Source organism: Pseudomonas sp. 8209 (assembly GCF_028682105.1).
Classification (GTDB): domain Bacteria; phylum Pseudomonadota; class Gammaproteobacteria; order Pseudomonadales; family Pseudomonadaceae; genus Aquipseudomonas; species Aquipseudomonas palmensis.
Window position 1 is genome coordinate 534,952 of record NZ_JANIAH010000001.1, and the last position, 25,744, is coordinate 560,695.

Here is a 25,744-nt window from a genome sequence, read left to right on the forward strand (position 1 = left end):
GTTTTGTTCGGTGACCGACTCAAGCAACAGCCATGCCTACGCAAAACGGTTCGACGCCGTACTCGCCTATATAGATACCTGCCTCGAGGGCGATCTCTCGGTGAATGCACTGAGCCGCGTCGCCAACTTCTCGGTGTTTCATTTTCACCGGCAATTCACGGCGTATGTAGGCGTGCCGGTTGCACAGTATGTGCAGTTGATGAGGCTTCGGCGCGCTGCGCATCAACTGGTCGGTTCACCGGGTCAGTCCGTGCTGGAGACAGCACTGGGTGCTGGCTTCGAAAGCCCCGAGGCCTTTTCAAGGGCGTTCAGGCGCGCCTTTGGCATGGCGCCGAGTGCGTTCGCCAAGGCACCGAGCTGGCAGGTCTGGAATGCGGTCTTCGTTGTCCCTCACTTTTCCAGGAGTATCACCATGCAGATCCGTATCGTGACGTTCGCCGAAACCCGCGTGGCGGCGCTTGAACATTGCGGGGCGCCCGGCCTCGTCAGTCAAAGCGTCAGTCGTTTTCGTCAGTGGCGCATGCAGAGCGGTCAGTCGCCAGTGGCCGTGAGCCGCTCGTTTGGCATCCCCTATGACAATCCCGATACCACGCCCGCAGAGGCCTTCAGGTTCGCGATTTGCGGCGAGATAGGCGAGGCCGTGCTGCCCAATGAATTCGGCGTGCATGAACGGGTCATCCCGGCAGGGCGTTGCGCCGTGATTCGCCATACGGGGTCGCCTGACTACATCGGAGAATCCATCTACCCGCTTTACCGCGACTGGCTACCCTCCAGTAACGAAGAGCTTCGGGATCACCCATTGTTCTTCCATTACCTGAGCGTGTTTCCCGAAACACCGCAGGATCAATGGCAGACGGATATCTACGTTCCGTTGAAATAGGCGAAGCTGGCATGTGAAACGGGTTGCCGTTCGGTGGGTGAGTTGCCGGCCGAGCGGCAGTGGTGCCAAAAGCGGACCGTGCGAGCCGATGTCTGAGCCACCGGCCTTCGAAAGTCGTAAATCATCAAACCGGCAGGATGCGCGTCCAGTAACGGGTAATCTGCTGAATTCGGATGGGTAACGAACGGGCGATAGTGTTCAATGTCAGCTCGATGTTGCCAAGCGAGTACGAGCCCGACACCCGCAAGTGGCTGACCTCCGAGGCGCAGCCCAGATAGCCGGGGCAATAGCGCTGCAACTCGTTGATGAGTGTATCCAGCCTCCAGCCCTCCACTACCAGCCGCCCCTGAGCCCAGGCCTCTTCGCCTTTTTTCAATGGCTGCGTGGCAAACAGTCGCTGACGATCAAATGTCACCGATTGCCCTTGCTCGATCACGACCTCGCCTTCAGCCTGCTCAGGACGGACCGCAACGGCATGCTGGTAGACGCTGAGACGTGTCAGCCCGTCGAGTTGGCGCACGGCGAAGCGAGTGCCCAATGCGCGCAGATCACCCTGTGCACTGCGCACCAGCAACGGACGTGAGTCCTTGCCGGTGGTTACATGGACCTCCCCCGCCCGAAGCACCAGCAAGCGCGTGCTGGCATTGAACAGTACATCCAGCGCGGTATCGGTATCCAATACCAGCAGGGTGCCGTCGGCAAGAGCCGCTTGGCGCTGTTCTCCGGTGCGCGTTCTGAGGTCGGCCATCCATCTGGGCGCAACGTCATATCCCTGCCATGCCAATGAACTGGCGCCGGCGCCCAGCAACAGCCCCTTGAGTAGCGTGCGGCGATTCGGGCCGCTTTCGCGCAGCGTGGACTTTTCCATGACGTTCCAGGCCAACTGCTGCGGCATGCCGCCCAGGCGCGCCTGCAATTCGGTCAACTGCTGCCATGCCCATTCATGCTCCGCCCTCCGGCAGTGCCAGCGTTGCCACTGCGCGCGCAGCGCCGCGTCTTCAGGGTTCGCGCACAGCTGCGCGAACCACTGCGCCGCATGGCGAAGTGCTTGGCGCTGGGCGTCGGTGGTCACCACGGATTGTCCACCAGGTACAGGAGGCAGCGTTCGGTGGCCCGGGCCATGTACTTGGTTACCGAGCTGGCGGACACCTGCAGGTGCTCGGCGATTTGAGGGTAGGTCAGCCCTTGCACTTGCGACATCAGGAACGCCGTTTTGGCCTTCACGCCCAGGCCGTCAAGCATGCGATCCAGCTCCAGAAGTGTCTGGAGCAACGAAAGCTGTTCTTCGGCAGAAATCTCGAACGACTCGGGCTGCGCGGCGAGCACTTCCAGATAGGCACGCTCCACCGACTGACGGCGAAAACTGTCGATCATTACCCGCTTGGCGATGGTTACCAGAAAATGCCGAGGCTCATTGAGCATGGCCGCCCGGGGTTCACGGCGCTCGGCGAGCAGCACGCGAACAAAGGTGTCCTGGGCGAAGTCTGCCGCCGCCTGGGAACACCCGGTACGCTTGCGCAGCCAACTGATGAGCCAGGGTTGATGGTCGTTGTAGAGGGTCGCGATAAGGTTGCCAGACGGCATATCCAGGCCAAACAGTGAATAAGAATTAATCGCAATATAGTGAAATGATGGCCTGAGAGCAATCGACTTCTGGCCGTGAAAATCAGGCCAGGAAAAAATTTCGAAACGCGTTGTCACTTTCCTCTCGGCTACGCGACTCCTTTTGCAGACACCTCACAAAATGCCAACAACCGCATCAGGAGTAAGCATGCAGCATCCCCTTCCAGGCTTCTGCACCGCCACGTTGAACACCCCAAGCGCGCTATGCCTTGCCCTACTTGGCGCATCGTTGTTGATGGCCACTCCAGCACTTGGCCACGCGGCTGAAGGCCAGGTAACAGCCCGTACGCTGCATCAGCAGGAATTTGCCATTGAAGCCGGGGCGCTGGCCACTGTGCTGAACAGCTTTGCCACCGAAGCAGGCGTGGTGCTGTCGTTCGACAACGGGCTGACCGAAGGCAAGCAGAGCCGGGGCATCAATGGCCGCTACAGCATCGACCAGGGCTTTGCCGTGTTGCTGAGCGGGTCCGGGTTGCAGGCGGTTGCAGGTGGGGACAACAGCTATGTGCTGCTGCCGGCTGCACCGTCGGGTTCATTGCAATTGGACGCGACCAACGTGACAGGCTCGGGGCTGGGCGCCATCACCGAGGATTCGGGGTCGTACACCACAGGTAACACCACCACAGCGACGCGGATGAATCTCTCGCTGCGCGAAACGCCGCAGTCGATCAGCGTCGTCACGCGTCAGCAGATGGACGACCAGAACATGCAGTCCCTGGAAGACGTTGCAAGGGCAGCCACGGGCATCAGCACGGTCAAGGGGTTCGGCACTGAGCGTCCGCTTTACTACTCGCGAGGGTTCCAGGTCGACGACCTGCAATTCGACGGCCTGCCGAGCAGCGTCACGGAAAGCTTCTCGATGGACGTCATGTCGGTGAACAACATGGCCATGTATGACCGGGTGGAGATTGTCCGAGGCGCAAATGGCCTGATGCAAGGGGCAGGTAATCCGTCTGCGGCCATCAACATGGTTCGCAAGCGACCGACACGTGAATACCGGCTCAAGGCAGAGATCGGTGCTGGCTCGTGGGACAACTACCGCACGCAACTCGACGTTGGCGGCCCCTTGAACGCAGAGGGCACCGTGCGTGGCCGTACGGTCCTGATGTACAACAGTCGAAACAGCTATCAGGACTACGCTGACAAGGACAACCAACTGTTCTACGCCATCGGCGAAGTCGACCTGAATGACTCGACCACGGTTGCAGTGGGGGCGTCCTTCCAGCAGGACAACAGTGGCGGCTACGATTGGGGCGGTTTGCCTACCCACCTGGATGGCAGCTCATACAACTTCTCGCGGTCGAAGTCGTTCGCTGGAAAGTGGGCGTACCTGGACAAGATCAACCGCAACGTCTTTGCCGATATCAAGCACAGCTTCAATGAGGACTGGAACCTCACCGTCGCCACCAACCTGATTTGGTCCAATTCGGATTTTCTCGCTCAGGTTGGGTACCACACCAGGGACACCGACTCGACGATGCAGTACTGGCCGAACAGCGCCCGCTACGATGATGAACAGATCAATCTCGACGCGGCGCTCAACGGTGCGTTCAACCTGCTGGGGCGCAAGCATGAGGTGGTGATCGGTACCAACTTGCGGCGTGACAGGCTGCAATACGTCACAGGCTCGTCCAGCGTGAACCCTATCGTCGACATTCTGGACTTCGATACCTCCACATTCCCGAAACCGCAGATAGTCGGCAGCCTGACGCCCAGTCGACATGTGCGCAAGGACAAGGGGATCTATGCAGCCACTCGCCTGAACCCATTCGATGATCTGCACGTGATTCTGGGCAGCCGCTTGAGTTGGGTCGACTACGACACCCAGGGCCCGTGGGAGACGGACCGCTTCAGGGAAAACCGCAAGATCATCCCCTACGGCGGCATCGTCTACGACGTCAATGACACTACCTCGGTGTATGCCAGCTATACCGAGATCTACAAGATGCAGAGCAACTACAGCGTCGACAACAAACTGCTCGAACCCACAACGGGCAGCAACTACGAAGTGGGCGTAAAAAACGAACTGTTCGATGGCAGGCTCAATACCTCCCTGGCGCTGTTCCAGGTGGATCAGACAGGCCTTGCGCAGGTCGTGCCCGAGGCTGGGCGCGTGTGTGGGCCCACGCGCGATTCGCGGTGCTACACCGAGGGCGCCAAAGTACGAAACCGCGGGTTCGATGCCGAGGTCTCGGGCGAGTTGATGCCCGGGTGGAATGCCTCCATGGGCTACACCTACAGCCATCCAGAATACGTGGCGGGTAGCAGGAAGGGTGACACCTATGGCACAGAGAACTCGCCACAGCGACTGTTCAAGGCCGCCACCACCTACCAGTTGCCAGGTAGCCTGGACCAATGGCGAGTCGGAACCAGCGTGTACCATCAGAGCAAGCTGTACCTGAACAGTATTTCGCAGAGTGCCTACAACCTTGTGGACTTGAATGCCAACTTCCGGATCGACCAGAACCTGAGCGTTCAGTTGAACCTCAACAACGTTTTCGACGAGAAGTACTACACCGCGATTTTCAGCCAGGACACCGGAAACTATTACGGCGAACCCCGCAACTTTGCCGTCACGCTGCGCTACGAGAACTAGCCGTGAGCAGTGGTCGATAGGGCGATTTCAAGCGGCTGTAACGGCCGCTTGGACGGACCCTGTGCTCACCAGTATCTTCATGTTGAACGGCCAGGGAGTTCGTGCGGGGTGAGCCGGGTGGTGGGCGAGCGAAGTAACAGCTCCCCACGACCAGTCGCTTGCATCGAACTGGATCAGAAAGCCACCGAACGCTGACAGGCCGACGTCGCCACGATCTTCCCGCGCTTTAGCACCATCAACCGTGTGGGCAGGTCGAGAATCACGTCACCCACCGAATGCGTCTCCAGCAACACCACGTCAGCAGGCGCACCCGGCACCAACCCATAATCCTTCAACCCCAGCGCTTTCGCCGGATGGGTAGTGAGCATCGACAGTACCGTGGCCTGGTCATCCGCCCCGCCCAGGTGACAGGCCGGAATCGCCAATTGCGCGATGTTGAGCAAGTCGCCGGTGCCAAACGGGGTGAATGCGTTGCGAATATTGTTGGTGGCAAGGCACACATTCACGCCGCCATCACGCAGGGCCCGCACCGGCGTCAGGGTACGGCGCACGTCATGGCTGTCGCCGCGCGCACCGAGGTGCAAGTCGGTGGCGGGCAGGCACATGACGCTGATGCCAGCCTCGCGAATCAAGGCAATGATCTCCCGCTGTTTGTGCGGCGCCACGGCACCCAGGCTGGTCAGGTGACCGACGCATACGCGCCCTTGATAGCCTTGCTCGATGGTCTTGCGCGCCAGGTACTCAATGGTCATGTGTTCGGCGTTGTCGGCGAAGTCCTGATGGAAGTCGATGTCCTTGCCGTAGCGCCTGGCCAGGTTGAATACATAGTCGATGTGGTCATGGGCCGAGTCGTCGTTGTAGGGAATGCCGCCCACTACATCTGCGCCCTTCTCCATGGCCTCAACCATCATTGCCTGCATGCCCGGTAGTTTCAGTATTCCCTCCTGCGGGAAGGCCACCACCTGGATGTCGATGACGTCGCGCAGCTTGTCGCGCAGTTCCAGCACCACATCAAAGCCGGTGAAGCCTTGCACCGGGTCGAATTCGGCGTGGGCGCGTACGTGGGTAGTGCCGGACTGCACCAACGCACGTAGTGCTTGAGTGGAGCGCGCGAGAATGTCGTCGCGAGTCAACGTGGGTTTGAGCTCGGCGGTAACCGCTATCGCCTCCTTCAACGTGCCGGAGCGATTGGCCTTGCGGTGCATGATGTTGGCTTTTTCCAGGTGCAGGTGCCCTTCGACAAAGCCCGGGATCAGTACGTTGCCGTGGCCCTGGATTTCCTGCACGGCCTGCACTGAAATTGTCGGCGCGATCTCGACAATCTTGCCGTGGTGCACCGCTACGTCCATCAGCGGTTTTGTATCGTCGATGCGCACATTGCGAAAGATCAGATCCATGACGTTGGCCCTCTATGATGCTGCCCCAGGGCGCATCGGTAAAAAACGAACCATGGGCAGTTCAACCGTTGGAACAGCCGTTACCCATCACTCGGTATTCAAGAATGTGTTTCTGGCCCTTGGAGTCTTCATACGTCATGAGCACAGGTACCACGGCGCAGACGTGCGCGACTTCGCTGATGGAAATGACGCGGGCGATGTCCAGGTGCTGGGCGTAGCTGTATTGCTCAACCGGTATCGGTTCGTCGGCCATCGTCGCAGCACAGAAAAAGCCCGCTATCAGTACAGGTAACGCCTTCATGTTCAGAGGCCCTTCTCCACATTTTCAAGAACATGGAGCCCGGCAGCCATGCAGCGCCGGGTCCATCGGTGGGGTGATCAGAACGGTTTGGTCGGCAGGTACTTGCCATCCAGGGTGATCACCGCGCGGGAGCCGCCGTCTGGGTCATCGACCTTCTTGACGTCCAGTTTGAAGTTGATGGCGCTGATGATGCCGTCGCCGAACTTCTCGTGAACCAGCGCCTTGAGCGTGGTGCCGTAGACCTGAATCATTTCGTAGAAGCGGTAGATGGTTGGGTCGGTAGGAATGCCGTTGCCGATGCTGCCGCGCAGCGGGATGCTTTGCAGCAGGAGCACGGCATCGGCGTCGAGGCCCAGGGTGTCGGCAACCACCTGGGCTGCGTTGGCCGGCAGCGGGTGCTGACCAAGCAAGGCGGCGGTGACAAAAGCTTCGTGCAGGCCGGTGCCTTCGGCAATCTGAGCGAACGACAGGTCTTTGCGGGCCTTGGCCAACAGGATGACGTCGGTCAGGGCAAGGCGAGTGTCTTGGCTGATTTGTGATTGGATCATGGGGATATCTCCGTGGGTAGAAACGAGGGCTAGTGGGTAGCAACGCAAGCGCTAGGGCTTTCGGCCAGCGACACGAACTTGCCGGTGCGGCTGTCGAAGGCCTGGATGCAGCCGCTTTCGATGTCGTAGACCCAGCCATGCAACGTCACGCGCTTTTCTTCCAGCGCGAGGCGTACCGAGGGGTGTGTCTGGATATTGGCCAACTGCGCGATGACGTTTTCACGCACCATCGAGGCGACCTTGGCATGCTGGTCGACATGCTGGCGGGCCTCGTTGACCACCCGACCGGAATCGGCGTAGCGCAACCAGCCGGCCACGGCGGGCATGTTGTCCAGGCATTTGCAGGTGGCGATGGCGGTCATGGCGCCGCAGTCGGAATGCCCACAGATCACGATGTCGCTGACTTTCAAGGCTGCGACCGCGTACTCCACCGAGGCGGACACACCGCCTGGCTCAGGGCCGTAGGACGGCACGATGTTGCCCGCATTGCGGATGACGAACAGGTCGCCCGGCTCACGCTGTGTGACCAGCTCCGGCACCAGCCGGCTGTCGGAGCAGGAGATGAACAGCGCCCGCGGGCTCTGCTGGTTGGCCAGGTCTTTGAACAGGCCGGCACGTTCAGGAAAGGCATTGCGCTGGAATTTAAGGAAACCGTCGATGATGTCTTGCATGGTTGACTCCGTTGGTTCGCGATGCGATGAGGCAAAGGTTACGGAGGCCGTTCAATAAGGTAAAAGTCTCATATATGATTATCTTCATCAGATAAACTTATAGGCACAGGCATGCTGGCGCGCCATATTCAGTATTTTCTTGCGGTCGCCGAACATCAGGGCTTTACCAGTGCCGCGGCGGCACTGCATGTTTCGCAGCCCGCGCTGTCGCAGCAAGTGCGCCAGCTGGAGGAAAGCCTCGGGGCGCAGTTGTTCGATCGCTCAGGGCGCAAAACACGCCTGACCGATGCCGGGCAGGTGTACCTGCGTTATGCATTGCGGGCGGCGCAGGAGCTGCGCGAAGGCAAGCGGGCGATGCATGATGTGGGCGATCTCAGTCGAGGAACGCTGCGCATAGCGGTGACGCCAACCTTCACGACCTACCTGGTCGGGCCGTTGGTGGAAGCCTTTCACAGCCGTTACCCGAACATCACGCTGAACGTGCATGAACTGGCCCAGGAGCAGATGGAGAACCTGCTGCTGAGGGACGAACTGGATGTGGGGATTGCGTTTGATGAGGTGCATGCGCCAGACATCGAAGCCTATCCGCTGCTGGTTGAAACGCTTGCCCTGGTCGTTGGTAGCCGACATCCGCTGGCCGGGGCGCGGGCTGTCGGCCTGGAGACGCTGAATGCGCAGTCGCTGATTCTGCTCAGCAAAGCGTTCGCCACCCGCGAACAGATCGACCGCTATTGCAACCAGCACGGCATTCGCCCGCGCGTGGTGATGGAGGCCAATGTAATTGGTGCGTTGATTGAGGTAGTGCGCAGAACCACGCTGTCGACCTTGCTGCCCGCCGCCATAGCGCAGGAGCACCCAGAGTTGGTGTCTGTCGAGTTGGGGCCGCATCGGCTAGAGCGCACAGCGGTCTTGATGCAGCGCAAGAATGTCTATCAATCCGCGGCTGCCCGGGCGTTTATGGCGCTGGCCAAGGAAGTGGCCGGTGATCTGACGACCAAGACAGATGAGTAGCAGAATACGAAGGGCTTTCAGCGTGCCCGCAACCTCTTCCATGTCGCAATGTACCAACGCCTGGCTCGGTACGCAGTACTTGCCCTGCCAGGGCTGCTAAAGTGGCTTATCCATAGGGTTCCGAGGGCTATCGTGTATGTCCGATGCAAGCGAGCTTGTCAATGACAGTGAGGTGTACAGAACCCTTCTGGAGTCGACCAAGGCGATTCCCTGGAAGATTGACTGGGCCTCAATGAAGTTCACCTACATCGGCCCTCAGATCGAGGCGTTGCTGGGCTGGAGCCCTGAAAGTTGGGTGAGCGTGGAAGACTGGGCCATGCGCATGCATGCAGAAGATCGCGAGCATGTGGTGAACTTCTGCGTGACGCAATCCAAGGCTGGTGTGGACCACGAGGCGGACTACCGAGCGCTGACCAAGGACAACGGCTATGTGTGGATCCGCGACGTTGTGCACGTGGTGCGCAATGACAGGGGCGAAGTCGAAGCACTGATCGGCTTCATGTTCGACATCAGCGAACGCAAGAAGACCGAAGACCAGTTGCTGAGTTTGCAGAAGGAACTGGAGGTGCTCTCGTTCAAGGACGGCCTGACGAATATCGCCAACCGTCGTCGCTTCGACAGCTGTTTCGAGTTGGAGTGGGAACGTGCGCGCCGCGAGCGCCGGCCATTGTCGCTGCTGTTGTTGGACGTCGATTTTTTCAAGCAGTACAACGATTTGTACGGCCATATTCAAGGCGACAAATGTTTGATAGCGATTGCCCAGACGCTGAGTTTGGCGTTGGATGGCCCACGCGACCTTGTGGCTCGCTATGGCGGCGAAGAATTTATCGTGCTGCTGCCCGAAGCCGATGCCGAGGTGGCGCGTAAAGTGGCTGAGCGCTGCCAGCGGTTGATCCAAAAGCAGTCCATCGTGCATGCGCTATCGCCACATGACCACCGCCTGACTGTCAGCATAGGCGCGGGTTCGATGGCGCCAGGCGAGTGGGACAGGCCTACAGACTTCATCAAAGCCGTGGACCAGCAGCTCTATGCGGCTAAAAACAACGGACGGCACCGCATTGAGTATGTGCAGTTGGAGGGGTTGTCGGGCTGTTCAGCAGTTGAAGGTGCAGAAGAACAAACAACTGCCCGTCCTTCATAGAGGGTCATCAGCAGCCACGGTGATGCTGGAGAAAACGCAGCGGCGAGTGCGATTCGAGATTACTGGGCAAACACGGTCTCGGCCGTCGCTAACGGACCCAAGGCTGCCGGTGGTTAACGGCAGCAATTGGCCATAAGCGGACTGTAGACAGATAGCTGGCATTCCTACGCTGGCATTCTAGTAATCTCACAACGCTAAAAAGGAACATTCATGTTGGTCATTCAAATTGATCGGGATAGCGTGCATGCAGGGGATGATCTGGAAAGTCACAGGACATCAATCAGGCTTGATCCTGCAGTAACACTGCGCGCTTTGTTCGAAGCGATCCAAGGTATGGGTTACCTGCCTGACATCAGTGGAGGCAAGGCGACGTGGATTATTTGTTCGTCTGGCAAACACATAGGTGTTTTAGCTCAGCAATGGCCAGAAACTAAATTGTTAATCCCCGCCGAGAGCCTCCTGAGTCAGTATTTTGGGGATACCGAACCTCGCCTTCTGTTCAGATATTGGTGCCAGGCAGATCCAGACCATGTCTTTTCACAGATCAAAGCTGGAAATGAACCGCCGTCTCGATTTTAGGACTGGCGGAGGCTACCTACTGATCCAGAAGCTAATATGCCTGCTTTGGGTTGTGGCGGTCTGTTGCAAAGGTGGGCACCGATCTATAGCTGCATCCTTTCGGGTTTGCTAGCCCGAGTACCTTAGGACGTGCAAGCGTCCATCCGTCTCAGCTGACACCTTTTTGCACCCGCTGTTTCGTTTTATGACGGCTGTACGCAGGGCGCATTCGTGCGCGCTGGGTTCCTGGAGTCCCGGTCTACCATCCTGCTTACGGCCGTCACCCTTTGTCGTCGGGTGTTATGGCGACTGTACGCGGGGCGCATTCATGCGCGCCGGGGTCCTTGATCCCTGGTCTGCTAACCCGCGTACAGCTGCCTCCCTTTCGTTCCACGGGCCGCACACGCGGCCTACCGACCGTCCCCATTGTTACTGTTTCCCCAACAATGCTTTTCGACCTTGAGCATTTATCCGCCCCGCCTCGCCCGCCTAAACTGGCCACCGTTTTCAGGCAGCCCTACCGCGCCGACTCCGCAAAGGCCACCCCAACGCCAACACCCTTTCCCAGAGCCTTCGGCGCCCCCCGTATCGAATGATCGCGCACGCCCTTGCGCGCTGATCGCCACGCCCCACGGGTTCGACCTTTACCGCTGCCGACTGAATGCCTTGACCCCTGCGCAGAGCCTGCGTGCACTTTCCATTGACTAACGGAACGTATGAAAAAAATGACGGATGACCATCAACCGCAAACTCGGAAGTTTGCACTCGGCACCACCGCAAGGGTGCTGTTTGCCCTGCTGGTGCTGCTCGTATCGCTGGCGATGATCTACGGCGGCTTCAAACTGGTAGCACTCGATGGCTCGCCTTACTACCTGATCGCAGGCGTTGCATACCTGCTGCTGGCAGCGCTGATGTTCCTGCGCAAAAGCGCCAGCATCGCCCTTTCGGTAGCCATCGCCCTGGCAACCTGTGTGTGGGCATTCTACGAAGTCGGCCAGTTCAGCTACTGGGAGCTGCTGCCACGCCTGGTAGTACCGGCAATCATCCTGACCCTCAGCCTGTGGGTCGGCGCAGCCTTGCCCGGTACCTCGGCAAGCACCCGACGCCTGGCCAACCGCTTCGGCTTTGCGGTGTTCGCGGGGCTGATCGCGACCTTCGTGGCGGCGTTCTATCCGCACGGTGCAATCTCCACCCCGCTCGCCTCCACGGCCAAGCCTGCGCCAACCGAAGCCCCCGCCGCGCCGGAAAACTGGGAGTTCTTCGGCCGCAACGCCTCGGGCACGCGCTTTGCGCCGTTCAGCCAGATCACCCCGGCGAACGTCAAGGACCTGCAAGTGGCCTGGATCTACCGCACCGGCCGCAGAACCACGGGCGCCGGTGCCGGCGTGGACGAGAACACCCCGCTGCAGATCGGCAACGTGCTGTATTCATGCACGCCAGAAAACCTGATCACCGCCCTCGACGCCGACACGGGCAAGCCGATCTGGAAGTTCGACCCGCACGCGCGCAGCGCCGAGCACGTGACGTGCCGCGGCGTGGGCTACCACGACATCGACAAGGACGACAGCCTGAGCACCGAGGTCAAGGCCTCGTATGGCGAGCAGCAGTGCCGCCAGCGCATCCTGGTGTCGTCGGTCGACGCCCGCCTGTTTGCCCTGGACGCACACACCGGCACCCTGTGCCCGAGCTTTGGCGACAACGGTTATGTCGACCTGAAAAAAGGCATGGGCCCCACCGAGAACAGCAAGCGCTACCACCCCACCTCCCTGCCCGTGGTAATGGGCCACCTCACCGTGGTCGGCGGCTGGGTGCGCGACATCGTCGCCAAGGAGCCGTCGGGCGCCGTGCGTGCCTTCGACGTGGTGACCGGTGCGCTGGTGTGGGCCTGGGACATCGGTGCGCCTGAAGGCCAGGACGCAACCGCCAGCGACCACCAGTTCACCCTGGAAACCCCCAACGTGTGGACCGTGCCCACCTACGACAAGGCACTGAACCTGGTGTACCTGCCCACCGGCAACGGCCCGCCCGACTACTGGGGTGGCGACCGCAACCAGGCCAAGGAAAAGTACGGCTCGGCCGTGGTGGCCGTCGATGCCTCGACCGGCAAGGCCAAGTGGGTGTACCAGACTGTGCACCACGACGTGTGGGACTACGACCTGCCCTCGCAACCGGTGCTGTACGACATCAAGAACGCCCAGGGCGAAAAGACCCCGGTGCTGATCCAGACCACCAAGACCGGCAACATCTTCGTGCTGGACCGCCGCACCGGCCAGCCGGTGACTGAAGTTCAGGAGCTGCCCGTACCGACATCCCCCGCCGCCGAAGGCGAACACCTGGCACCGACCCAACCGCACTCGGTGGGCATGCCGGTGATTGGTGCCGAGCCCCTGACCGAGAAGTCCATGTGGGGCGTGAGCACCTTCGACCAGCTGTACTGCCGCATCATGTTCAAGGACTCGGTGTATGTGGGCCCCTTCACCCCGCCGACCGAAAAGCCCTACATCGAATGGCCGGGCCTGCTGGGTGGCATGAACTGGGGTGGCATCTCCATCGACGAAAACACCGGCATGATGTTCGTCAACGACATGCGCGTACCGCTGCGCATGGCGCTGGTCACCAAGGAAAACACCAGCAAGTTCAAGGTTTCCACCGATGAGGTGCCGGGCTTCATGGGTACGATTCGCCCACAAGTGGCGGGCATCTATGGCGGGGTAAAAATCGACATCCTGCAATCCCCCCTGGGCGTGCCGTGCAACACCCCGCCGTTCGGCAGCATGAGCGCCATCGACCTGAACACCCAGAAACTGGTGTGGCAGGTACCGCTGGGCACCGTGCAGGACACCGGCCCCCTGGGCCTCAAGACCCACCTGCCGATCCCGCTGGGCATGCCGACGCTGGGCGGCCCTACCTCGACCGCCTCGGGGCTGGTGTTCTTAGCCGGCACCCAGGACTACTACCTGCGGGCTCTGGACTCGGCCACCGGCAAGGAGGTGTGGAAAGCCCGCCTGCCGGTAGGTGCAGTGGCAGCGCCGTTGATCTACCAGTCGCCGGCGACCGGCAAGCAGTATGTGGTGATCTCGGCGGGCGGCATGAGCCATTCGCCTGATGTGGGCGACTACATCATTGCCTATGCGTTGCCCGACGGTACTGGACAGCAGTAACACGCTGGTGGAAGCCGTATGAAAATAATCCCCGGTTTCGGGGATTATTTTTGCCTGATGGAACGCTAGAGAGAGGCGCCGTCGCACGGCTGCCGGGCCTGCGCGCAGACTTCCCAGCCACCACCCAGCGCCTTGTAGATGCCCACAACCGCCAGGCGTTGTCGGGTACGTGCAGCGGTCAGGGCGCGTCGGCTGGCGTAATCGGCGCGCTCGGCCTCAAGCACATCCAGGTAGACGCCCTCGCCCTCCGAGAACCGCGCCCGGGCAAGCCGCGCCGCCTCGCCGTTGGCCGCCGATTCGAGCAATCGCAGCCTCAGGGTATTGCTCGCAGCCCCGTGGGCCTTGAAGGCATCATCGGTTTCCTGCAACGCGCGCAATACCGTCTGGTCGTACACGATCAACGCCTCCCTGGCGCGTGCCTCGCTGGCGGCAATGCGGGCACGTACACGCCCGGTGTCCAGCAGCGACCAGCGAATCATCGGGCCGATAAAGCTCGACAACGCGCCCGCGCCACTCATCCCGTCGAGGCTTCCGGTGACCACACCGATGGAGCCCTGCACCTGCACCTCAGGATAGAGGCCCGCCGTCTCGACCCCGATTTGCGCCGTGGCGGCCGCAAGGGCGCGTTCTGCCGCGGCAATGTCGGAGCGTCTCCAGAGCAACGCAGTGGGCTCGCCGACGGCGATCGTGCGCAGGGCCAGCGCCTGCTCCCCAGGCTCGGCGGCCGGTGGTGTGAACCGCTGCGGCGGCTCGCCCAGCAGGATCGCCAGGGCGTTGACCGAGGCATCACGCCGACGCTCCAGCTCGGGCACGCTCACCTCGACCGAGCGCAACAGGGCCTCGGCCCGCAGCCGGTCGAACTCGGTGGCCGCCCCGGCGTTCACCTGGCGTTCGACCATGCTCAGGCTGTCGCGCTGGCTTTGGCGGGTATCGGCGGCAACCGCCAACTCGGCCTCGATGCCCCGCAGCTCGAACCAGGTGGCCGCCACCTCGGCCGCCACACTCGCCTGCACCCCGCGCAGCAACGCCTCGCGCGAACCGGCCTGGGCGCGTGCGGCCTCCACCGAGCGGCGCACGCGGCCGAACAGGTCGATTTCCCAGGACGCATCGACCGCCCCCCGATAGGTTTCGTTCTGCCGCGACTGGCCAGCCGGTGTCTGCACTTCGCTCCAGCGGCGGTTCTCGTAGCTGAGCGCAGGGCCGCCACGCGGAAGGAAACCCTGGCGGCTTTCGCGCAACATCGCCCTGGCTTCTTCGAGCCGCACGGCTGCAATCGCGATGTCATGGTTGGCGGCAAGCGCCCGCTGCACCAGCCCGGTCAATGCGGGCTCGTCAAAGGCACCCCACCACCGGGCCTCGACGCTGCCGGGGCCAAGCCCGGCAGGCAGCTCATCGAAGCGTGCGGGAAGCTGCGCTGCCGGCAGCGACGGCGCAACGTAGTCGGGGCCCACTGCAGCACACCCGGCCAGCAGCATGAGGGTGGCCAGGGGCGCCAGAACAGCTCGATAGCAAAGGCTCATGAACGGCGCTCCTCCAGGGCAGGCTGGGCTGTGGGCGTGTGCCGCTCGAAGCGGGCCGCCAGGCCACGGATCACCACATAGAAAACAGGGGTCAGGAACAACCCGAACAGCGTCACCCCGAGCATGCCGGCAAACACCGCCACCCCCATGGCCTGGCGCATCTCGGCACCTGCGCCGCTGGCAAGCACCAGCGGCACGACGCCAGCGACGAAGGCCAGGGACGTCATCACGATCGGGCGCAGGCGCAACCGGCATGCCTCCACAACCGCCTCCAGCACACTCGCCCCCCGCGCTTCCAGGGTGCGGGCGAACTCGACGATGAGGATCGCGTTCTTGGCGGCCAGGCCCACCAGCACGATCAACCCGATCTGCACGAACACGTTGTTGTCGCCCTCCATCAGCCACACCCCGATGATCGCGCTCAACAGGCACATCGGCACAATCAGCAGCACCGCCAGGGGCAGCAGCCAGCTGTTGTACTGCGCCGCTAGAATCAGGTAGGCCAGCAACACACACAGCGGGAAGATGAACAGCGCCGAATCGCCGGCCAGCTTCTGCTGGTAGGTCAGGTCCGTCCATTCGAAGGTCATGCCTTCAGGCAGCATTTCCCCAGCCAGACGCTCCATCAGCGCAACCGCCTGCCCTGAACTCACGCCCGGCATCGCGCCCCCCGAAATGTCCGCCGAGGGGTAGCCGTTGTAGTGAATCACCCGGTCCGGGCCGGAGCTTGGCGTAACGCTGACAAACGCCGACAACGGCAGCATGGCCCCGGCCGCATTGCGCACCTGCAGGCGGCCGATGGCTTCGGCCTGCATGCGGTGGTCCGTGTCGGCCTGCGCCGTGACCTTGTAGGTGCGGCCAAAGCGGTTGAAGTCGTTGACGTACAGCGAACCCAGGTACACCTGCAGCGCCTCGAACACATCGGTCAGGCGCACGCCCTGGCTCTTGACCTGGGCCCGGTCGATGACCACGTCGAGCTGCGGTGCATTGATATCGAGGCTGGTCATCAGCCCGGCCAACTGCCCCGACTCGGTGGCCTTCATCATCAGGATGCGGGTGTGCTGCACCAGGGCCTCCAGCCCCGCGCCGCTGCGGTCCTCGACCTGCATCTTGAAGCCGCCGGTGGCACCCAGGCCCGGCACCGGGGGTGGCGGGAACACCCCAAGAAAACCATCGGGAATACCCGCGAACCTGGCCTGCAGGCGCCCGGCGATGGCGGTTGCAGCCAGGTCCGGCGAGGCACGCTCCTTGAACGGGTCGAGCATGATGAACATCACCGCGGCGTTGGGCACGTTGACGAAACCGTTGATCGAAAGCCCCGGGAACGCCACCACGCTTTCGACGCCCGGCTCGGCCAGGGCCAGCTGTGACATCTGCCTGGCCACCGCTTCGGTGCGGTCCAGCGACGACGCGTTGGGCAACTGGGCGATGGCCACCAGGTAGTACTTGTCCTGCATCGGTACAAAGCCCGGTGGCACGGCATTGAAGCCGAACGCGGTCAACCCCAGCAGGCCGACGTACACCACAAGCACCAGGCCGCTGAGCCGGACCACCTTGCGCACCGTGTTGCCATAGGCCTGCGGTGCACGCTGGAACGGCCGGCCGAGGGTGCCGAGCAACCGCCGGGCACGCCCGCGCAGGCTGCGGGGGTCGGGCGTATCGCCGTGCTGGCGTGGCTGCAGCAGCAACCCGGCGAGTGCGGGGCTGAGGGTCAGCGAATTGACCGCCGACAGAATCGTCGAGATGGCAATGGTGAGCGCGAACTGGCGATAGAACTCGCCCTGCAGGCCGCTGAGGAACGCCGTGGGGATGAACACCGCAGCCAGCACCGAGGTGATCGCGATGATGGGCCCGGTCACCTCGTCCATGGCAAGCCTGGCGGCCTGGGCCGGCGCCTCGCCGTTCTCGATATGACGCTCGACGTTCTCCACCACCACGATGGCATCGTCCACCACAATCCCGATCGATAGCACCAGGCCGAACAACGACAGGGTGTTGAGCGAAAAGCCCATCAGGTGCATGACCGCAAAGGTGCCCACCAGCGACACCGGCACCGCCATCAGCGGGATGAGCGACGCGCGCCAGTTGTGCAGAAACAGCACCACCACGATCACCACCAGCATGATCGCCTCCAGCAAGGTGATGGCCACCGACTCCAGCGAGGCCTGCACGAACACCGTGGGGTCATAGGCAATGCGCGAGGTGAGCCCCGCCGGGAAGTTCGCCTCCAGCCGCTGCATGGTTTCGCGCACCGCCTGGGCAACGTCCAGGGCATTGGCGCCCGGGCTCTGGATGATCTGCAGCGCAACGGCCGGTTCGCCATCGAGCAGGCTGCGTAGTGCGTAAGAGTCGGCGCCCATCTCGATGCGGGCCACATCGCGCAGGCGCGTGACCTGACCGTCGTCGCCGGTGCGAATGATGATGTCGCCAAACTGCTGCTCATCGGTCAGCCGCCCCAGGGTGTTCACGGTTACCTGGAACGCGGCGGTGGCGTTGGGCGCCTGGCCGACCGACCCCGCCGCCACCTGCACGTTCTGCTCGCGCACCGCTTCGATCACCTCGCCTGCGGTGAGCCCGCGCGCGGCGATCAGGTCCGGGTCGAGCCACAGCCGCATGCTGTACTCCCCGGCGCCCCACACCAGCACATCGCTGATGCCGGGCAGGCGCGACAGTTCATCACGCACCTGAAGGTAGGCGTAGTTGGACATGTAGAGCGGGTCGTAGCGTTTGTCGGGAGACAGCAGGTGAACCACCATCAGCATGTCCGGCGAGGTCTTCTGGGTGACCACGCCCTGGTGCTGCACCTCTGCCGGCAGGCGCGGCAGAACCCGCGAAACGCGGTTCTGCACCTGGATCTGCGCAATATCGGCATTGGTGCCCTGGGCGAAAGTGATGGTCAGTACCATCCGGCCATCGGTGGCAGACTGCGACGCCATGTACAGCATGCCCTCGACCCCGGTAATCGCCTGCTCCAGTGGCGCGGCCACGGTTTGTGCGATTACCTGGGGGTTGGCCCCCGGATAGGACGCCGTCACCTGCACGGTCGGCGGCGTGACCGCCGGGTACTCGCTCAGCGGTAGCTGGAAGAAGGCGACGATGCCGGCAATCATCATCAGTATCGAGAGGACGATGGCAAAAATGGGACGATCGATGAAGAAGCGCGGGAATGTCATTGCGCCGCCCCCAGGGTTTGCTGCGCCTTGACGGGCGAACCCTCGATCGAGGTGGGCTGCGGCGTAACCTGCATGTCCGGGCGCACCAGGCCCTTGACCACGATGCGCTCGCCGGGCTGCAGGCCTTTTTCGATCACGCGCAGGCCCTCCACCATCGGGCCGAGTTCGACCGGGCGGTACTGGGTCTTGTCGTCCTTGCCCACTACCAGTACGTAGCGGCGGCCCTGATCGGTCGAAATCGATTGGTCCGAGATCAGCACCCTGGCCTGTGGCGTGCCGGTCTCAAGCTTCACCTTGGCAAACAAACCGGGCGTCAGCTGCCCGTCGGGGTTGTCGACCACCGCGCGAACACGCAGCGTGCCGGTGTTGCGATCGGCGGCGTTGGCCAGAAAATCGACGCGGCCGGGCCGCGCGTACTGCTTGTCGGTGGTCAGCGCCACACTCACCTTCGCCGCCTGCGCGCCCGCGCCAGGCCGGCTTGATGCGAGCGAGCGCAGGTACGTGCGCTCGTCCACATCGAAGTACACATGCAGGGGGTCGACAGAGACGATGGTGGTCAGTGGCGTCACCCCATTGGTGACGTAGTTGCCTTCGGTGACCAGGGTTTGCCCTACACGCCCACTGATCGGTGCGGTGACCCGCGTGAAGCTCAGGTCGAGCTTTGCAGCGTCCAGCGCGGCCTTTGCGGCATCGACCTGGGCCTGGCCCGCATCGAGCGCCGCAATCGCGCTGTCGAGCCGGTCCCGCGCAACGACCTTTTGCGCATACAGTTGCCGGGCTCGGGCATGGTCTGCCTGGGCCAGCAGCCACGCCGCCCGGGCCTCCTGCAGGCGTGCGGTGGCGGCGTCGAGCGCGGCCTGGAAGGGCCGTGGATCGATGACAAAGAGCTGGCTGCCCTTCTCTACCATGCGGCCCTCGGGCACGCTCACCGCCTGAATATAGCCGGCCACCCGCGGGCGCAGTTCGACCCGCTTGATCGCGGTCAGCGACCCGGTGAATTCGGCATGGGGCGTTACCGGGCGCACGATCACCTCGGCTACCGGAACACTGGGAGGCTTGGCGGGTTCAGTCGCGGGTGCCGTCTCCTTGCACCCGACGCTGGTGAGCGCGACGCTTAGCGCCGCAGTGAAAAGGGTTACGCGTTTGACGTTCATCACATGGCCTTTCGCACGAGTGTCGACCTGCTTTGCGGGGGCAAAGCAACGTTCGCGTACTTATCCGACTTGCCACGTCTGGAAGGTCAAGGGTTTTCTGACATTGGCCATACCCTGGCGTCAGAGCCACACAATCCGGTCCTTACCCATGCTCTTGGCCACGTACAGGGCACGATCGGCCCGTTTCAAGGTGTCCTCGTAAGCGTGGTCCTCGGGCAGCATGGCCGTTGCGCCAATGCTCACGGTGACCACCGTGTCGCCTGCCCAATAGCGGCTCAGCTCTTTGCGAAAGCGCTCATGCAGACGCTCGGCAAGCTGCAGCGCCTGCTCGCGCTCGGTATTGGGCAGGCCCACCACAAACTCGTCGCCACCCAGGCGGCAGGCGAAATCCGTTGCGCGCAGCGCGCAACGACATATCTCGGCCACCGCCTGGATGATCTGATCGCCGGCGTGGTGCCCCTGGGTATCATTGATTTTCTTGAGGTTGTCCAGATCGAACAGGAACACCGACGTCGGCACGCGATAGCGTGTCAGGGACTCGTGGTGCAGTTTCAGGTCATGTTCGAGCTTTCTGCGGTTGAACAGACCGGTGAGCTGGTCGGTATCGCTCAGTTCCCTGAGCCTGACTTCCAGTGTGTGCCGTTCGGAGATATTGCTGGCGACCCACAGCACGACCTCCTCTTCGTCCACCCTGAAGTTCAGGGCCTGGATGCGCCCTTCGAACCATATGGGATGTTTGGGGCCCTCATCGGGCAGGCCCTTCACGTCCCTGTTGCTCAGCTCGTACTCGGCGACCAGCAGGTTTCCCGTGGCCAGTGCCCGGGCAATCTGCTCCAGAAACCAGTTCGCCTTGTCGGCATTGATCAGGTCTGAAATATACAGGCCGATCAGGCCGGACCCATCGTGGTAATAACGCGCGTCGCGGCCACCAAACACCGCAACGTACTTGCCACTGCGCGACAGAATGAAGGCAGGGTCGGGCAGCGCATCAAGAATCAGGGCCATCTGTGCGGTGTCGATCATGAAGCACTTCTTCTGTGCCGATTGATGAATGGCGTAACGGTAGCCAACAATACCATTACGCCATCATCCGCAACATGGGCCTTGCGGATGCCACCAACGCCGCACGGCGCTTGCGACAGAAACGTTATCGCGTGTGCTGTGCCAAGCGTTTCCGGCCCCCTGCCCTACCTACAGCCCCTAGATCGACACCAACACATCGCACTGCGATTCGCTCAGCACGTGCTTGGTGACGCTGCCCACCAGCAGCTCTTCCAGCGCGCTTTCGCCCTGCTTGCCGACCACGATCAGGTCGCAGTCCAGCTCCTGCTCGGTTTCCACGATCCGCCAGGCTGCGTCGCCGTGTGCAATGATCTGCCGAGCATTGGGCAGGCCGGCGGCTTCGCTCAGGGCCGCAAGTTGCTCCACGGCATCCTTCTTGATGGCGTTGCGGTAGTGCGTGAGGGTGTCCTGGTCGATGTAGGCAAAGCGCATGCTGCCCTCGAAGGGCGCTTCGAACGCGTGCATCAGAATGATTTCGGCCTGCGGGGCCACGGCTTTTGCCAGCTCGATGGCACGCAGCGACGAAGGCGAAAAATCAACCGGCACCAGCACGCGGCGGTACGCCTCGCGCGGGGCCTGTTTGACCACCAGCATCGGGCAGTGCATGCGGCTCAGCATGCGCTGCACGGTGGAGCCCAGCAGGCGGCGCGCCAGGTTCTGCCCCTTGGCCCCGCATACCAGCAGGTTGGTGTGTTTGTCTTGCACCACACGGGTGATTTCGGTAGCCACCGAACCGGGCGCGACCTGTGTGCCAGCGGAGATGGCGTAGCGGTGGAACAGCATGGCAGCCACTGCACGCAGGTTTTCGCCGGCACTTTCCAGCACGCGATTCAACAGGTTGTCATCGGGTACCACAACCTGCTTGAGGCGCTCGTAAGGCGCGGGGTTGGCAACGTAGAGCAGGTCCAGCGCGGCATGCTGCACCTGGCTCAGGAGTGCGGCCCGCTCTGCTGCGTTGCGCGCAGAAGTGGACAAATCGGTGGCAACCAGTACGTGCTTCAACGGGCTCATGTGGGGCTCCTTATGCAATGTGGCGCAAGCGGATCGAGGCGTTGGCCTGCTGTCGATCCGCTCCTTTCGTGCCGCCATGGTCTCCCGAACCCCATAGGCAGCAGCTTGATTTGCGTCAACCTCAAGGCCAGGCATCTGGCTGCGGCAACAAACTGCAACATGTGGGCAGGGTTCATCAGTGTGCAGCCTGGTTTGTCCTGAACTTGGGAGGGAGGCAAAAACCCGGCAGAGCCGGATGGATGCTTTAAGATCGTGCAGTGTTGAAGGCAGCTGACATCGTTCAGCTTTCGACGCGCTCAACACTCAACAGCAATGAGCCAAGGGGAGAACAACATGGCAGTGGATAAAGCTTGCCCGGTGGTGCTGCGCAGCCGTGAAACGTTGGAGGTTCTGGCGTTCGCGCATCCGTTGGCGGGCCTGCAGTTGGTCAAGGGAAGTGTGGAGCCAGGTGAGCCGAGTGAAGACGCTGCTGTACGAGAACTGTTCGAGGAAGCCGGAATTAATGGCACGGTGGGACGAAATCTTGGCGTGTGGCGCGCTGAGGTAACCGGGCATGTGTGGGCATTTCATGAGTGTCACGTCACCCACGAGCTTCCCGACACCTGGGTTCACTTTACCCAGGATGACGGAGGGCACGCGTTCAGGTTTTTCTGGCATCCACTCCATAGCGAGCCATCCGACGCATGGCACCCACTCTACAAGGATGCATTGAGCTTCCTTCGACTTGGCCTCACTGAAGCACCCGTGCCCGGCTAGGCGCCATGTCGGCTATTGGCCGAGCACAAACGGGCGGTAGACACGCTGATGGCAAAGTAAACAACGTCAACTACGCTGCTCGCAGTTGCCGCGTAATAGCCGGATCGAGTCCATCTTGTGGCGCCCTGCTACTTCAAACGTCGGCACCTTGGGAGGATTGATGAGTTGCTTACCCCGTCACGGCAGAGTCTCCTGCTCGCGTTGCCACACCGAGAGTGCGCCAGCATTCGATGTAGCCACTCGCACCGAGGGCGAGTGGCGTATTACGGCAAACCCGCTGGCATGGGGCAGTACTACGCCAGAGGTGGTTGTGCTGGGCTTCTCCAAGGGCCCCACTCAGGCGGGGGCACTTGCCAGCACACCTCACGACGACATCGCCTACAAGGGCAGTCGTCTCAATGTGGGCAAGATTCTGGCCCACGTGGGCCTTATCCCCGCCGCCCCGCCTGACAGGCTCAAGCAACAGGTGGACCGCCTTATTGCGGACAACAACGGGCGCTTTCATTTCGCATCGCTCATCCGTTGCACCGTAGAGCGCCACGACCGCAAGGCTGGTACCTGGAAAGGATCAGGCGGCGGGATGCTGGACAAGTTCATTGCCAGCCCGTTCGGCAAGTCGGTGGCCAGCAACTGTACAACGGCCTTTCTTCGCGACCTGCCGCAAGAGACCCGACTGATCGTGATGTTCGGCCTGGGCACGGGGATGAACTATGTCGCGTCTGCCTACGCGCTGTTGCGCCATGCCCGCCCCGGCGCATGGAAGATGATCAACGCCGTGGCCTACACAGACGGCAGAATCACCGTGGTGCATGTCGAGCACTTTGCGGCGCAAGGCGCCTTGATCCCCAACTGGCTTGGGGAAAGGGATCACCCGAGAAGCAGGCTTGGCCTGCTCTCGAAAGCGGCTGTTCAAGCATCAGGGGTCGGCAACTTCAGCGGGGGGAATGGGCATGGCTGATCAACCGGTGCTGGCGGGCAAACACTTCCAGGCGATTCTGGCAAGCGCACCGCTGAACCAGGCGACGTTCCTTTGCCAGGGTTCGAGCAGCATGCTGTTCGAGCACGGTACCAGGCTCTATCGCCTCACGCTCGAAGGTTGCGGCCACAATTTTCTTGCCCGGCAGTGGGCCCAGGGCAACCGTAATGTCGTCGAGGTCATTCACGACTATGGCGCCGTGGGTCCCTCTGACGCTTCACTCAGGGGAAGCGAAAACGAGTTCTACTGGCTGGCCGAAGTGGAAAGGTTGATAAGCGTGGATGAGGCCAGCGAGCCGTTACTTGCCAGCCTGCTGTCGGGGTTGCTCGACGACAATGATGATCTGCCGGCCAACGCCGTGCTTGCTGAACAGTGCCTGGCCTTGGCCGGTGAGCATCCCGCGCTGGCGGGGGTGTTGATCACACTCGCCAGGGCGGCGGAATTTGCGCAGCGCCATGAATGTGACGTGGATGCCAAGCTCGACAACCTGATGCGCCGCCCCGCTACCGGGGAGCTGGTGTGGACTGACCCGCTGGGCGGGTGTTTCTATGCGCCGTAGATCAGCAATGAAGTGCTGATTTGGGCTATCGAATCTCAGCGATCTGCAAGGCCGCACACGCGGCCCCCTCAAGATTGACGTCAGCCCATGCGCCGGGCTGCTAGCAAGGCTGAACCGCCATTCGGTTACTGACCTTGCGCCCCAGCACCAGCACCGTGACAAACCCGCAGCCCACCAGTGCCGTGGCCAGGCTCAGCAGCACCGAGCTGCCCATCTGGTCGACGATGCGCCCGCCAAAGAACGACCCCAGCGCAATGATCACCTGAAACAAAGCCACGAACAGCGGCATGCCACGCTCGACATCCTTGGGCGCCACCACGAACATCCAGATGCTGGCGCAGGCCGGAAAGGCACCGAAGGCAAAGCCCCACAGCGCGATCAGCATCACCGCACCGGTCATGCCGGTGGCGAAGTAAGGGAACAGCGCCGTGCTGACGGCAATCATCAGCGCCACCAGCATCAGCGTGTAACGCACGCTGCGGTTGGCGGCAAACCCGGCGAAGACATTCCCCAGCACCCCGGCCACGCCATACAGCAACAGCAGCGAGCCAATGGTCGGCCCATCGAAGCCGGCGCTTTGCTTGAAAAACGGTGCCACGTAGGTGTACGCGGCAAAGTGCGCCAGGCCGATCAGCAACACCGCAATCAGGCCGACCCGGGCTTGCGGATTGATGAACAGTGCCGGCAGGTCACTGATGCGAATGGCCTTGTCGGGGTTGAGCCGCGGCAGCAGGAACACCTGGGCCAGCAGCACCGGTACACCCACCAGCGCGGTCACCAGGAAGGTCATGCGCCAGCCCATCAGGCCGCTGAGCCAGGTGCCGACGGGCACGCCCAGCACGGTGGCCAGGGTCACACCCACCATGATGATCGAGGTGGCCTGGGCTACCCCAACACCCTTGGGGGCCAGGCGGCCGCTGAGGGCGATGGCCGTGGCCCAGAACCCGCCGATGCTCACCCCCAGCAGCACACGGCCGAACAGCAGCAGGCTGAAGTCGGTGGCGTAGGCCACCACCGCATTGGCGATGATCATGATCAGGGTCAGGCCGATCAGCAGGTAGCGCCGGTCCATCGCGCCGATGCCCACCGACAGCAAGGGCGCGGCGAGTGCGGCCATGATGCCGGGCAGCGTCACCATCAGGCCGGCATGACCGGCACTGATGCCCAGGTCGCTGGCGACATCGTTGAGTACGCCCACCGGCAGAAATTCGCTGGTCACCAGGGCAAAGGCGCCCACCGCGACCGAGAGAATCGCCAGCCACTGCTGTTTGACGCTCTGTTGATTGTGTTCGGGAAGGCCGCTAGGGGCCTGGCTTGCGCTTGGCATGGTGCTGGGTTCCATGGGGGAAATGACGCCTTGAGCAGGCGCGGGAAGCGGGGAAAAATCGAAGGCGATTATACAAGCGGGTTTTGCCGCGCCGACAGGCGGGCCCTTTGATAGTAATCATCAGCGCTATCGATGAAAGGCCCGTAGTAGAGCAACTGCTGCAGGCCCATGCAAGCTTGGCCCAGCTTGCCGGGCATGCCAAGCCCCGGTACCTGACGCAACATCCGCCAAGGCCCTGCCCAGCGCCTCAAATAATTTGAACCGCCTCTGGGCGAACTCGCCTAATGATCAGCATGTGGATGATCCCACAGGCAACGTG

General features: G+C 62.1%; 21 protein-coding genes. 9 read left to right on the forward strand and 12 right to left on the reverse strand.

All coding sequences use genetic code 11. The features are described 5' to 3' along the window. Positions 1 to 10 precede the first annotated feature (10 nt). Positions 11 to 880 (forward strand): AraC family transcriptional regulator, encoded by an 870-nt coding sequence (locus NP552_RS02375; protein ID WP_274096363.1) that lies wholly within the window; start codon positions 11 to 13, stop codon positions 878 to 880. Between the two features lie 124 nt (positions 881 to 1,004). Here NP552_RS02375 and NP552_RS02380 read toward each other — a convergent pair whose 3' ends face one another. Then, positions 1,005 to 1,952 (reverse strand): FecR domain-containing protein, encoded by a 948-nt coding sequence (locus NP552_RS02380; protein WP_116055385.1) that lies wholly within the window; start codon positions 1,950 to 1,952, stop codon positions 1,005 to 1,007. Further along, complete coding sequence (locus NP552_RS02385; RefSeq protein WP_054914633.1) at positions 1,949 to 2,464, reverse strand: sigma-70 family RNA polymerase sigma factor; 516 nt, start codon at positions 2,462 to 2,464, stop codon at positions 1,949 to 1,951. The genes NP552_RS02380 and NP552_RS02385 overlap by 4 nt, the downstream gene beginning before the upstream one ends. 187 nt (positions 2,465 to 2,651) lie before the next feature. On the opposite strand from NP552_RS02385, the gene NP552_RS02390 reads away from it, so the two are divergent. Continuing rightward, positions 2,652 to 5,099 carry a TonB-dependent siderophore receptor gene (locus NP552_RS02390; RefSeq protein WP_274096364.1) on the forward strand — a complete coding sequence of 816 codons (2,448 nt, stop codon included), beginning with the start codon at positions 2,652 to 2,654 and terminating at the stop codon, positions 5,097 to 5,099. 173 nt (positions 5,100 to 5,272) lie between these two features. On the opposite strand, the gene NP552_RS02395 is transcribed toward NP552_RS02390, so the two are convergent. The 4 genes from NP552_RS02395 to NP552_RS02410 form a co-directional block, all read right to left on the reverse strand. After that, positions 5,273 to 6,496, reverse strand: a complete 1,224-nt coding sequence (locus NP552_RS02395) for an amidohydrolase family protein (protein ID WP_078480314.1) — start codon at positions 6,494 to 6,496, stop codon at positions 5,273 to 5,275. A 61-nt stretch (positions 6,497 to 6,557) separates the two neighbouring features. Further along, the gene (locus NP552_RS02400; protein WP_043861409.1) at positions 6,558 to 6,797 is read right to left on the reverse strand and encodes a DUF2790 domain-containing protein; all 240 of its coding nucleotides are present in this window, start codon (positions 6,795 to 6,797) and stop codon (positions 6,558 to 6,560) included. A gap of 77 nt (positions 6,798 to 6,874) precedes the next feature. Next, a complete protein-coding gene (gene cynS / locus NP552_RS02405) occupies positions 6,875 to 7,345 on the reverse strand; it encodes a cyanase (protein ID WP_043861410.1) in 471 nt (156 codons plus the stop codon). A 29-nt stretch (positions 7,346 to 7,374) separates the two neighbouring features. Beyond that, positions 7,375 to 8,016 carry a carbonic anhydrase gene (locus tag NP552_RS02410; protein WP_274096365.1) on the reverse strand — a complete coding sequence of 214 codons (642 nt, stop codon included), beginning with the start codon at positions 8,014 to 8,016 and terminating at the stop codon, positions 7,375 to 7,377. Between the two features lie 111 nt (positions 8,017 to 8,127). On the opposite strand from NP552_RS02410, the gene cynR reads away from it, so the two are divergent. From cynR to NP552_RS02430, 4 genes are all read left to right on the forward strand, one after another. Beyond that, on the forward strand, positions 8,128 to 9,027 hold the full coding sequence (cynR, locus tag NP552_RS02415; protein ID WP_058540083.1) for a transcriptional regulator CynR: 900 nt from the start codon (positions 8,128 to 8,130) through the stop codon (positions 9,025 to 9,027). A 136-nt stretch (positions 9,028 to 9,163) separates the two neighbouring features. Beyond that, positions 9,164 to 10,168, forward strand: coding sequence for a sensor domain-containing diguanylate cyclase (locus NP552_RS02420; RefSeq protein ID WP_081315089.1), 1,005 nt, complete (start codon positions 9,164 to 9,166; stop codon positions 10,166 to 10,168). 210 nt (positions 10,169 to 10,378) lie between these two features. Continuing rightward, positions 10,379 to 10,747, forward strand: coding sequence for a hypothetical protein (locus NP552_RS02425; RefSeq protein WP_078480310.1), 369 nt, complete (start codon positions 10,379 to 10,381; stop codon positions 10,745 to 10,747). A 704-nt stretch (positions 10,748 to 11,451) separates the two neighbouring features. Then, the gene (locus tag NP552_RS02430; protein WP_274096437.1) at positions 11,452 to 13,887 is read left to right on the forward strand and encodes a membrane-bound PQQ-dependent dehydrogenase, glucose/quinate/shikimate family; all 2,436 of its coding nucleotides are present in this window, start codon (positions 11,452 to 11,454) and stop codon (positions 13,885 to 13,887) included. 65 nt (positions 13,888 to 13,952) lie between these two features. On the opposite strand, the gene NP552_RS02435 is transcribed toward NP552_RS02430, so the two are convergent. The 5 genes from NP552_RS02435 to NP552_RS02455 form a co-directional block, all read right to left on the reverse strand. Continuing rightward, positions 13,953 to 15,407 carry an efflux transporter outer membrane subunit gene (locus NP552_RS02435; RefSeq protein WP_274096366.1) on the reverse strand — a complete coding sequence of 485 codons (1,455 nt, stop codon included), beginning with the start codon at positions 15,405 to 15,407 and terminating at the stop codon, positions 13,953 to 13,955. After that, positions 15,404 to 18,580 (reverse strand): efflux RND transporter permease subunit, encoded by a 3,177-nt coding sequence (locus tag NP552_RS02440; RefSeq protein WP_210015143.1) that lies wholly within the window; start codon positions 18,578 to 18,580, stop codon positions 15,404 to 15,406. The genes NP552_RS02435 and NP552_RS02440 overlap by 4 nt, the downstream gene beginning before the upstream one ends. Next, positions 18,577 to 19,734 (reverse strand): efflux RND transporter periplasmic adaptor subunit, encoded by a 1,158-nt coding sequence (locus NP552_RS02445; RefSeq protein WP_104572329.1) that lies wholly within the window; start codon positions 19,732 to 19,734, stop codon positions 18,577 to 18,579. Before NP552_RS02445 ends, NP552_RS02440 begins: the two co-directional genes overlap by 4 nt. Positions 19,735 to 19,854: 120 nt before the next feature. Beyond that, the gene (locus NP552_RS02450) at positions 19,855 to 20,757 is read right to left on the reverse strand and encodes a GGDEF domain-containing protein (RefSeq protein WP_196932422.1); all 903 of its coding nucleotides are present in this window, start codon (positions 20,755 to 20,757) and stop codon (positions 19,855 to 19,857) included. A gap of 177 nt (positions 20,758 to 20,934) precedes the next feature. Continuing rightward, on the reverse strand, positions 20,935 to 21,807 hold the full coding sequence (locus NP552_RS02455; protein ID WP_274096367.1) for a universal stress protein: 873 nt from the start codon (positions 21,805 to 21,807) through the stop codon (positions 20,935 to 20,937). 333 nt (positions 21,808 to 22,140) lie between these two features. Between NP552_RS02455 and NP552_RS02460 the strand changes: the two genes are divergently transcribed. The 3 genes from NP552_RS02460 to NP552_RS02470 all read left to right on the forward strand — a co-directional run bounded on the left by NP552_RS02460 (position 22,141) and on the right by NP552_RS02470 (position 24,098). After that, positions 22,141 to 22,563: an NUDIX hydrolase gene (locus NP552_RS02460; protein WP_104572328.1), complete on the forward strand. Its 423-nt coding sequence runs from the start codon at positions 22,141 to 22,143 to the stop codon at positions 22,561 to 22,563. A gap of 310 nt (positions 22,564 to 22,873) precedes the next feature. Continuing rightward, a complete protein-coding gene (locus NP552_RS02465) occupies positions 22,874 to 23,521 on the forward strand; it encodes a hypothetical protein (protein ID WP_196932420.1) in 648 nt (215 codons plus the stop codon). Continuing rightward, positions 23,514 to 24,098, forward strand: coding sequence for a hypothetical protein (locus NP552_RS02470; RefSeq protein WP_143516649.1), 585 nt, complete (start codon positions 23,514 to 23,516; stop codon positions 24,096 to 24,098). The genes NP552_RS02465 and NP552_RS02470 overlap by 8 nt, the downstream gene beginning before the upstream one ends. A gap of 100 nt (positions 24,099 to 24,198) precedes the next feature. Here NP552_RS02470 and NP552_RS02475 read toward each other — a convergent pair whose 3' ends face one another. Next, complete coding sequence (locus NP552_RS02475) at positions 24,199 to 25,425, reverse strand: MFS transporter (protein ID WP_043859956.1); 1,227 nt, start codon at positions 25,423 to 25,425, stop codon at positions 24,199 to 24,201. Between the last annotated feature and the right edge of the window lie 319 nt (positions 25,426 to 25,744).

Bases quoted from the DNA above. Each gene is read 5' to 3' on its own strand.
- NP552_RS02425 (WP_078480310.1), top strand. From the start codon at position 10,379: ATGTTGGTCATTCAAATTGATCGGGATAGCGTGCATGCAGGGGATGAT.
- NP552_RS02450 (WP_196932422.1), bottom strand. From the start codon at position 20,757: ATGATCGACACCGCACAGATGGCCCTGATTCTTGATGCGCTGCCCGAC.
- NP552_RS02390 (WP_274096364.1), top strand. From the start codon at position 2,652: ATGCAGCATCCCCTTCCAGGCTTCTGCACCGCCACGTTGAACACCCCA.
- NP552_RS02470 (WP_143516649.1), top strand. From the start codon at position 23,514: ATGGCTGATCAACCGGTGCTGGCGGGCAAACACTTCCAGGCGATTCTG.
- cynS (WP_043861410.1), bottom strand. From the start codon at position 7,345: ATGATCCAATCACAAATCAGCCAAGACACTCGCCTTGCCCTGACCGAC.
- NP552_RS02385 (WP_054914633.1), bottom strand. From the start codon at position 2,464: ATGCCGTCTGGCAACCTTATCGCGACCCTCTACAACGACCATCAACCC.
- NP552_RS02455 (WP_274096367.1), bottom strand. From the start codon at position 21,807: ATGAGCCCGTTGAAGCACGTACTGGTTGCCACCGATTTGTCCACTTCT.
- NP552_RS02420 (WP_081315089.1), top strand. From the start codon at position 9,164: ATGTCCGATGCAAGCGAGCTTGTCAATGACAGTGAGGTGTACAGAACC.
- NP552_RS02410 (WP_274096365.1), bottom strand. From the start codon at position 8,016: ATGCAAGACATCATCGACGGTTTCCTTAAATTCCAGCGCAATGCCTTT.
- NP552_RS02430 (WP_274096437.1), top strand. From the start codon at position 11,452: ATGACGGATGACCATCAACCGCAAACTCGGAAGTTTGCACTCGGCACC.
- NP552_RS02440 (WP_210015143.1), bottom strand. From the start codon at position 18,580: ATGACATTCCCGCGCTTCTTCATCGATCGTCCCATTTTTGCCATCGTC.
- NP552_RS02395 (WP_078480314.1), bottom strand. From the start codon at position 6,496: ATGGATCTGATCTTTCGCAATGTGCGCATCGACGATACAAAACCGCTG.
- NP552_RS02475 (WP_043859956.1), bottom strand. From the start codon at position 25,425: ATGCCAAGCGCAAGCCAGGCCCCTAGCGGCCTTCCCGAACACAATCAA.
- NP552_RS02460 (WP_104572328.1), top strand. From the start codon at position 22,141: ATGGCAGTGGATAAAGCTTGCCCGGTGGTGCTGCGCAGCCGTGAAACG.
- NP552_RS02445 (WP_104572329.1), bottom strand. From the start codon at position 19,734: ATGAACGTCAAACGCGTAACCCTTTTCACTGCGGCGCTAAGCGTCGCG.
- cynR (WP_058540083.1), top strand. From the start codon at position 8,128: ATGCTGGCGCGCCATATTCAGTATTTTCTTGCGGTCGCCGAACATCAG.
- NP552_RS02435 (WP_274096366.1), bottom strand. From the start codon at position 15,407: ATGAGCCTTTGCTATCGAGCTGTTCTGGCGCCCCTGGCCACCCTCATG.
- NP552_RS02400 (WP_043861409.1), bottom strand. From the start codon at position 6,797: ATGAAGGCGTTACCTGTACTGATAGCGGGCTTTTTCTGTGCTGCGACG.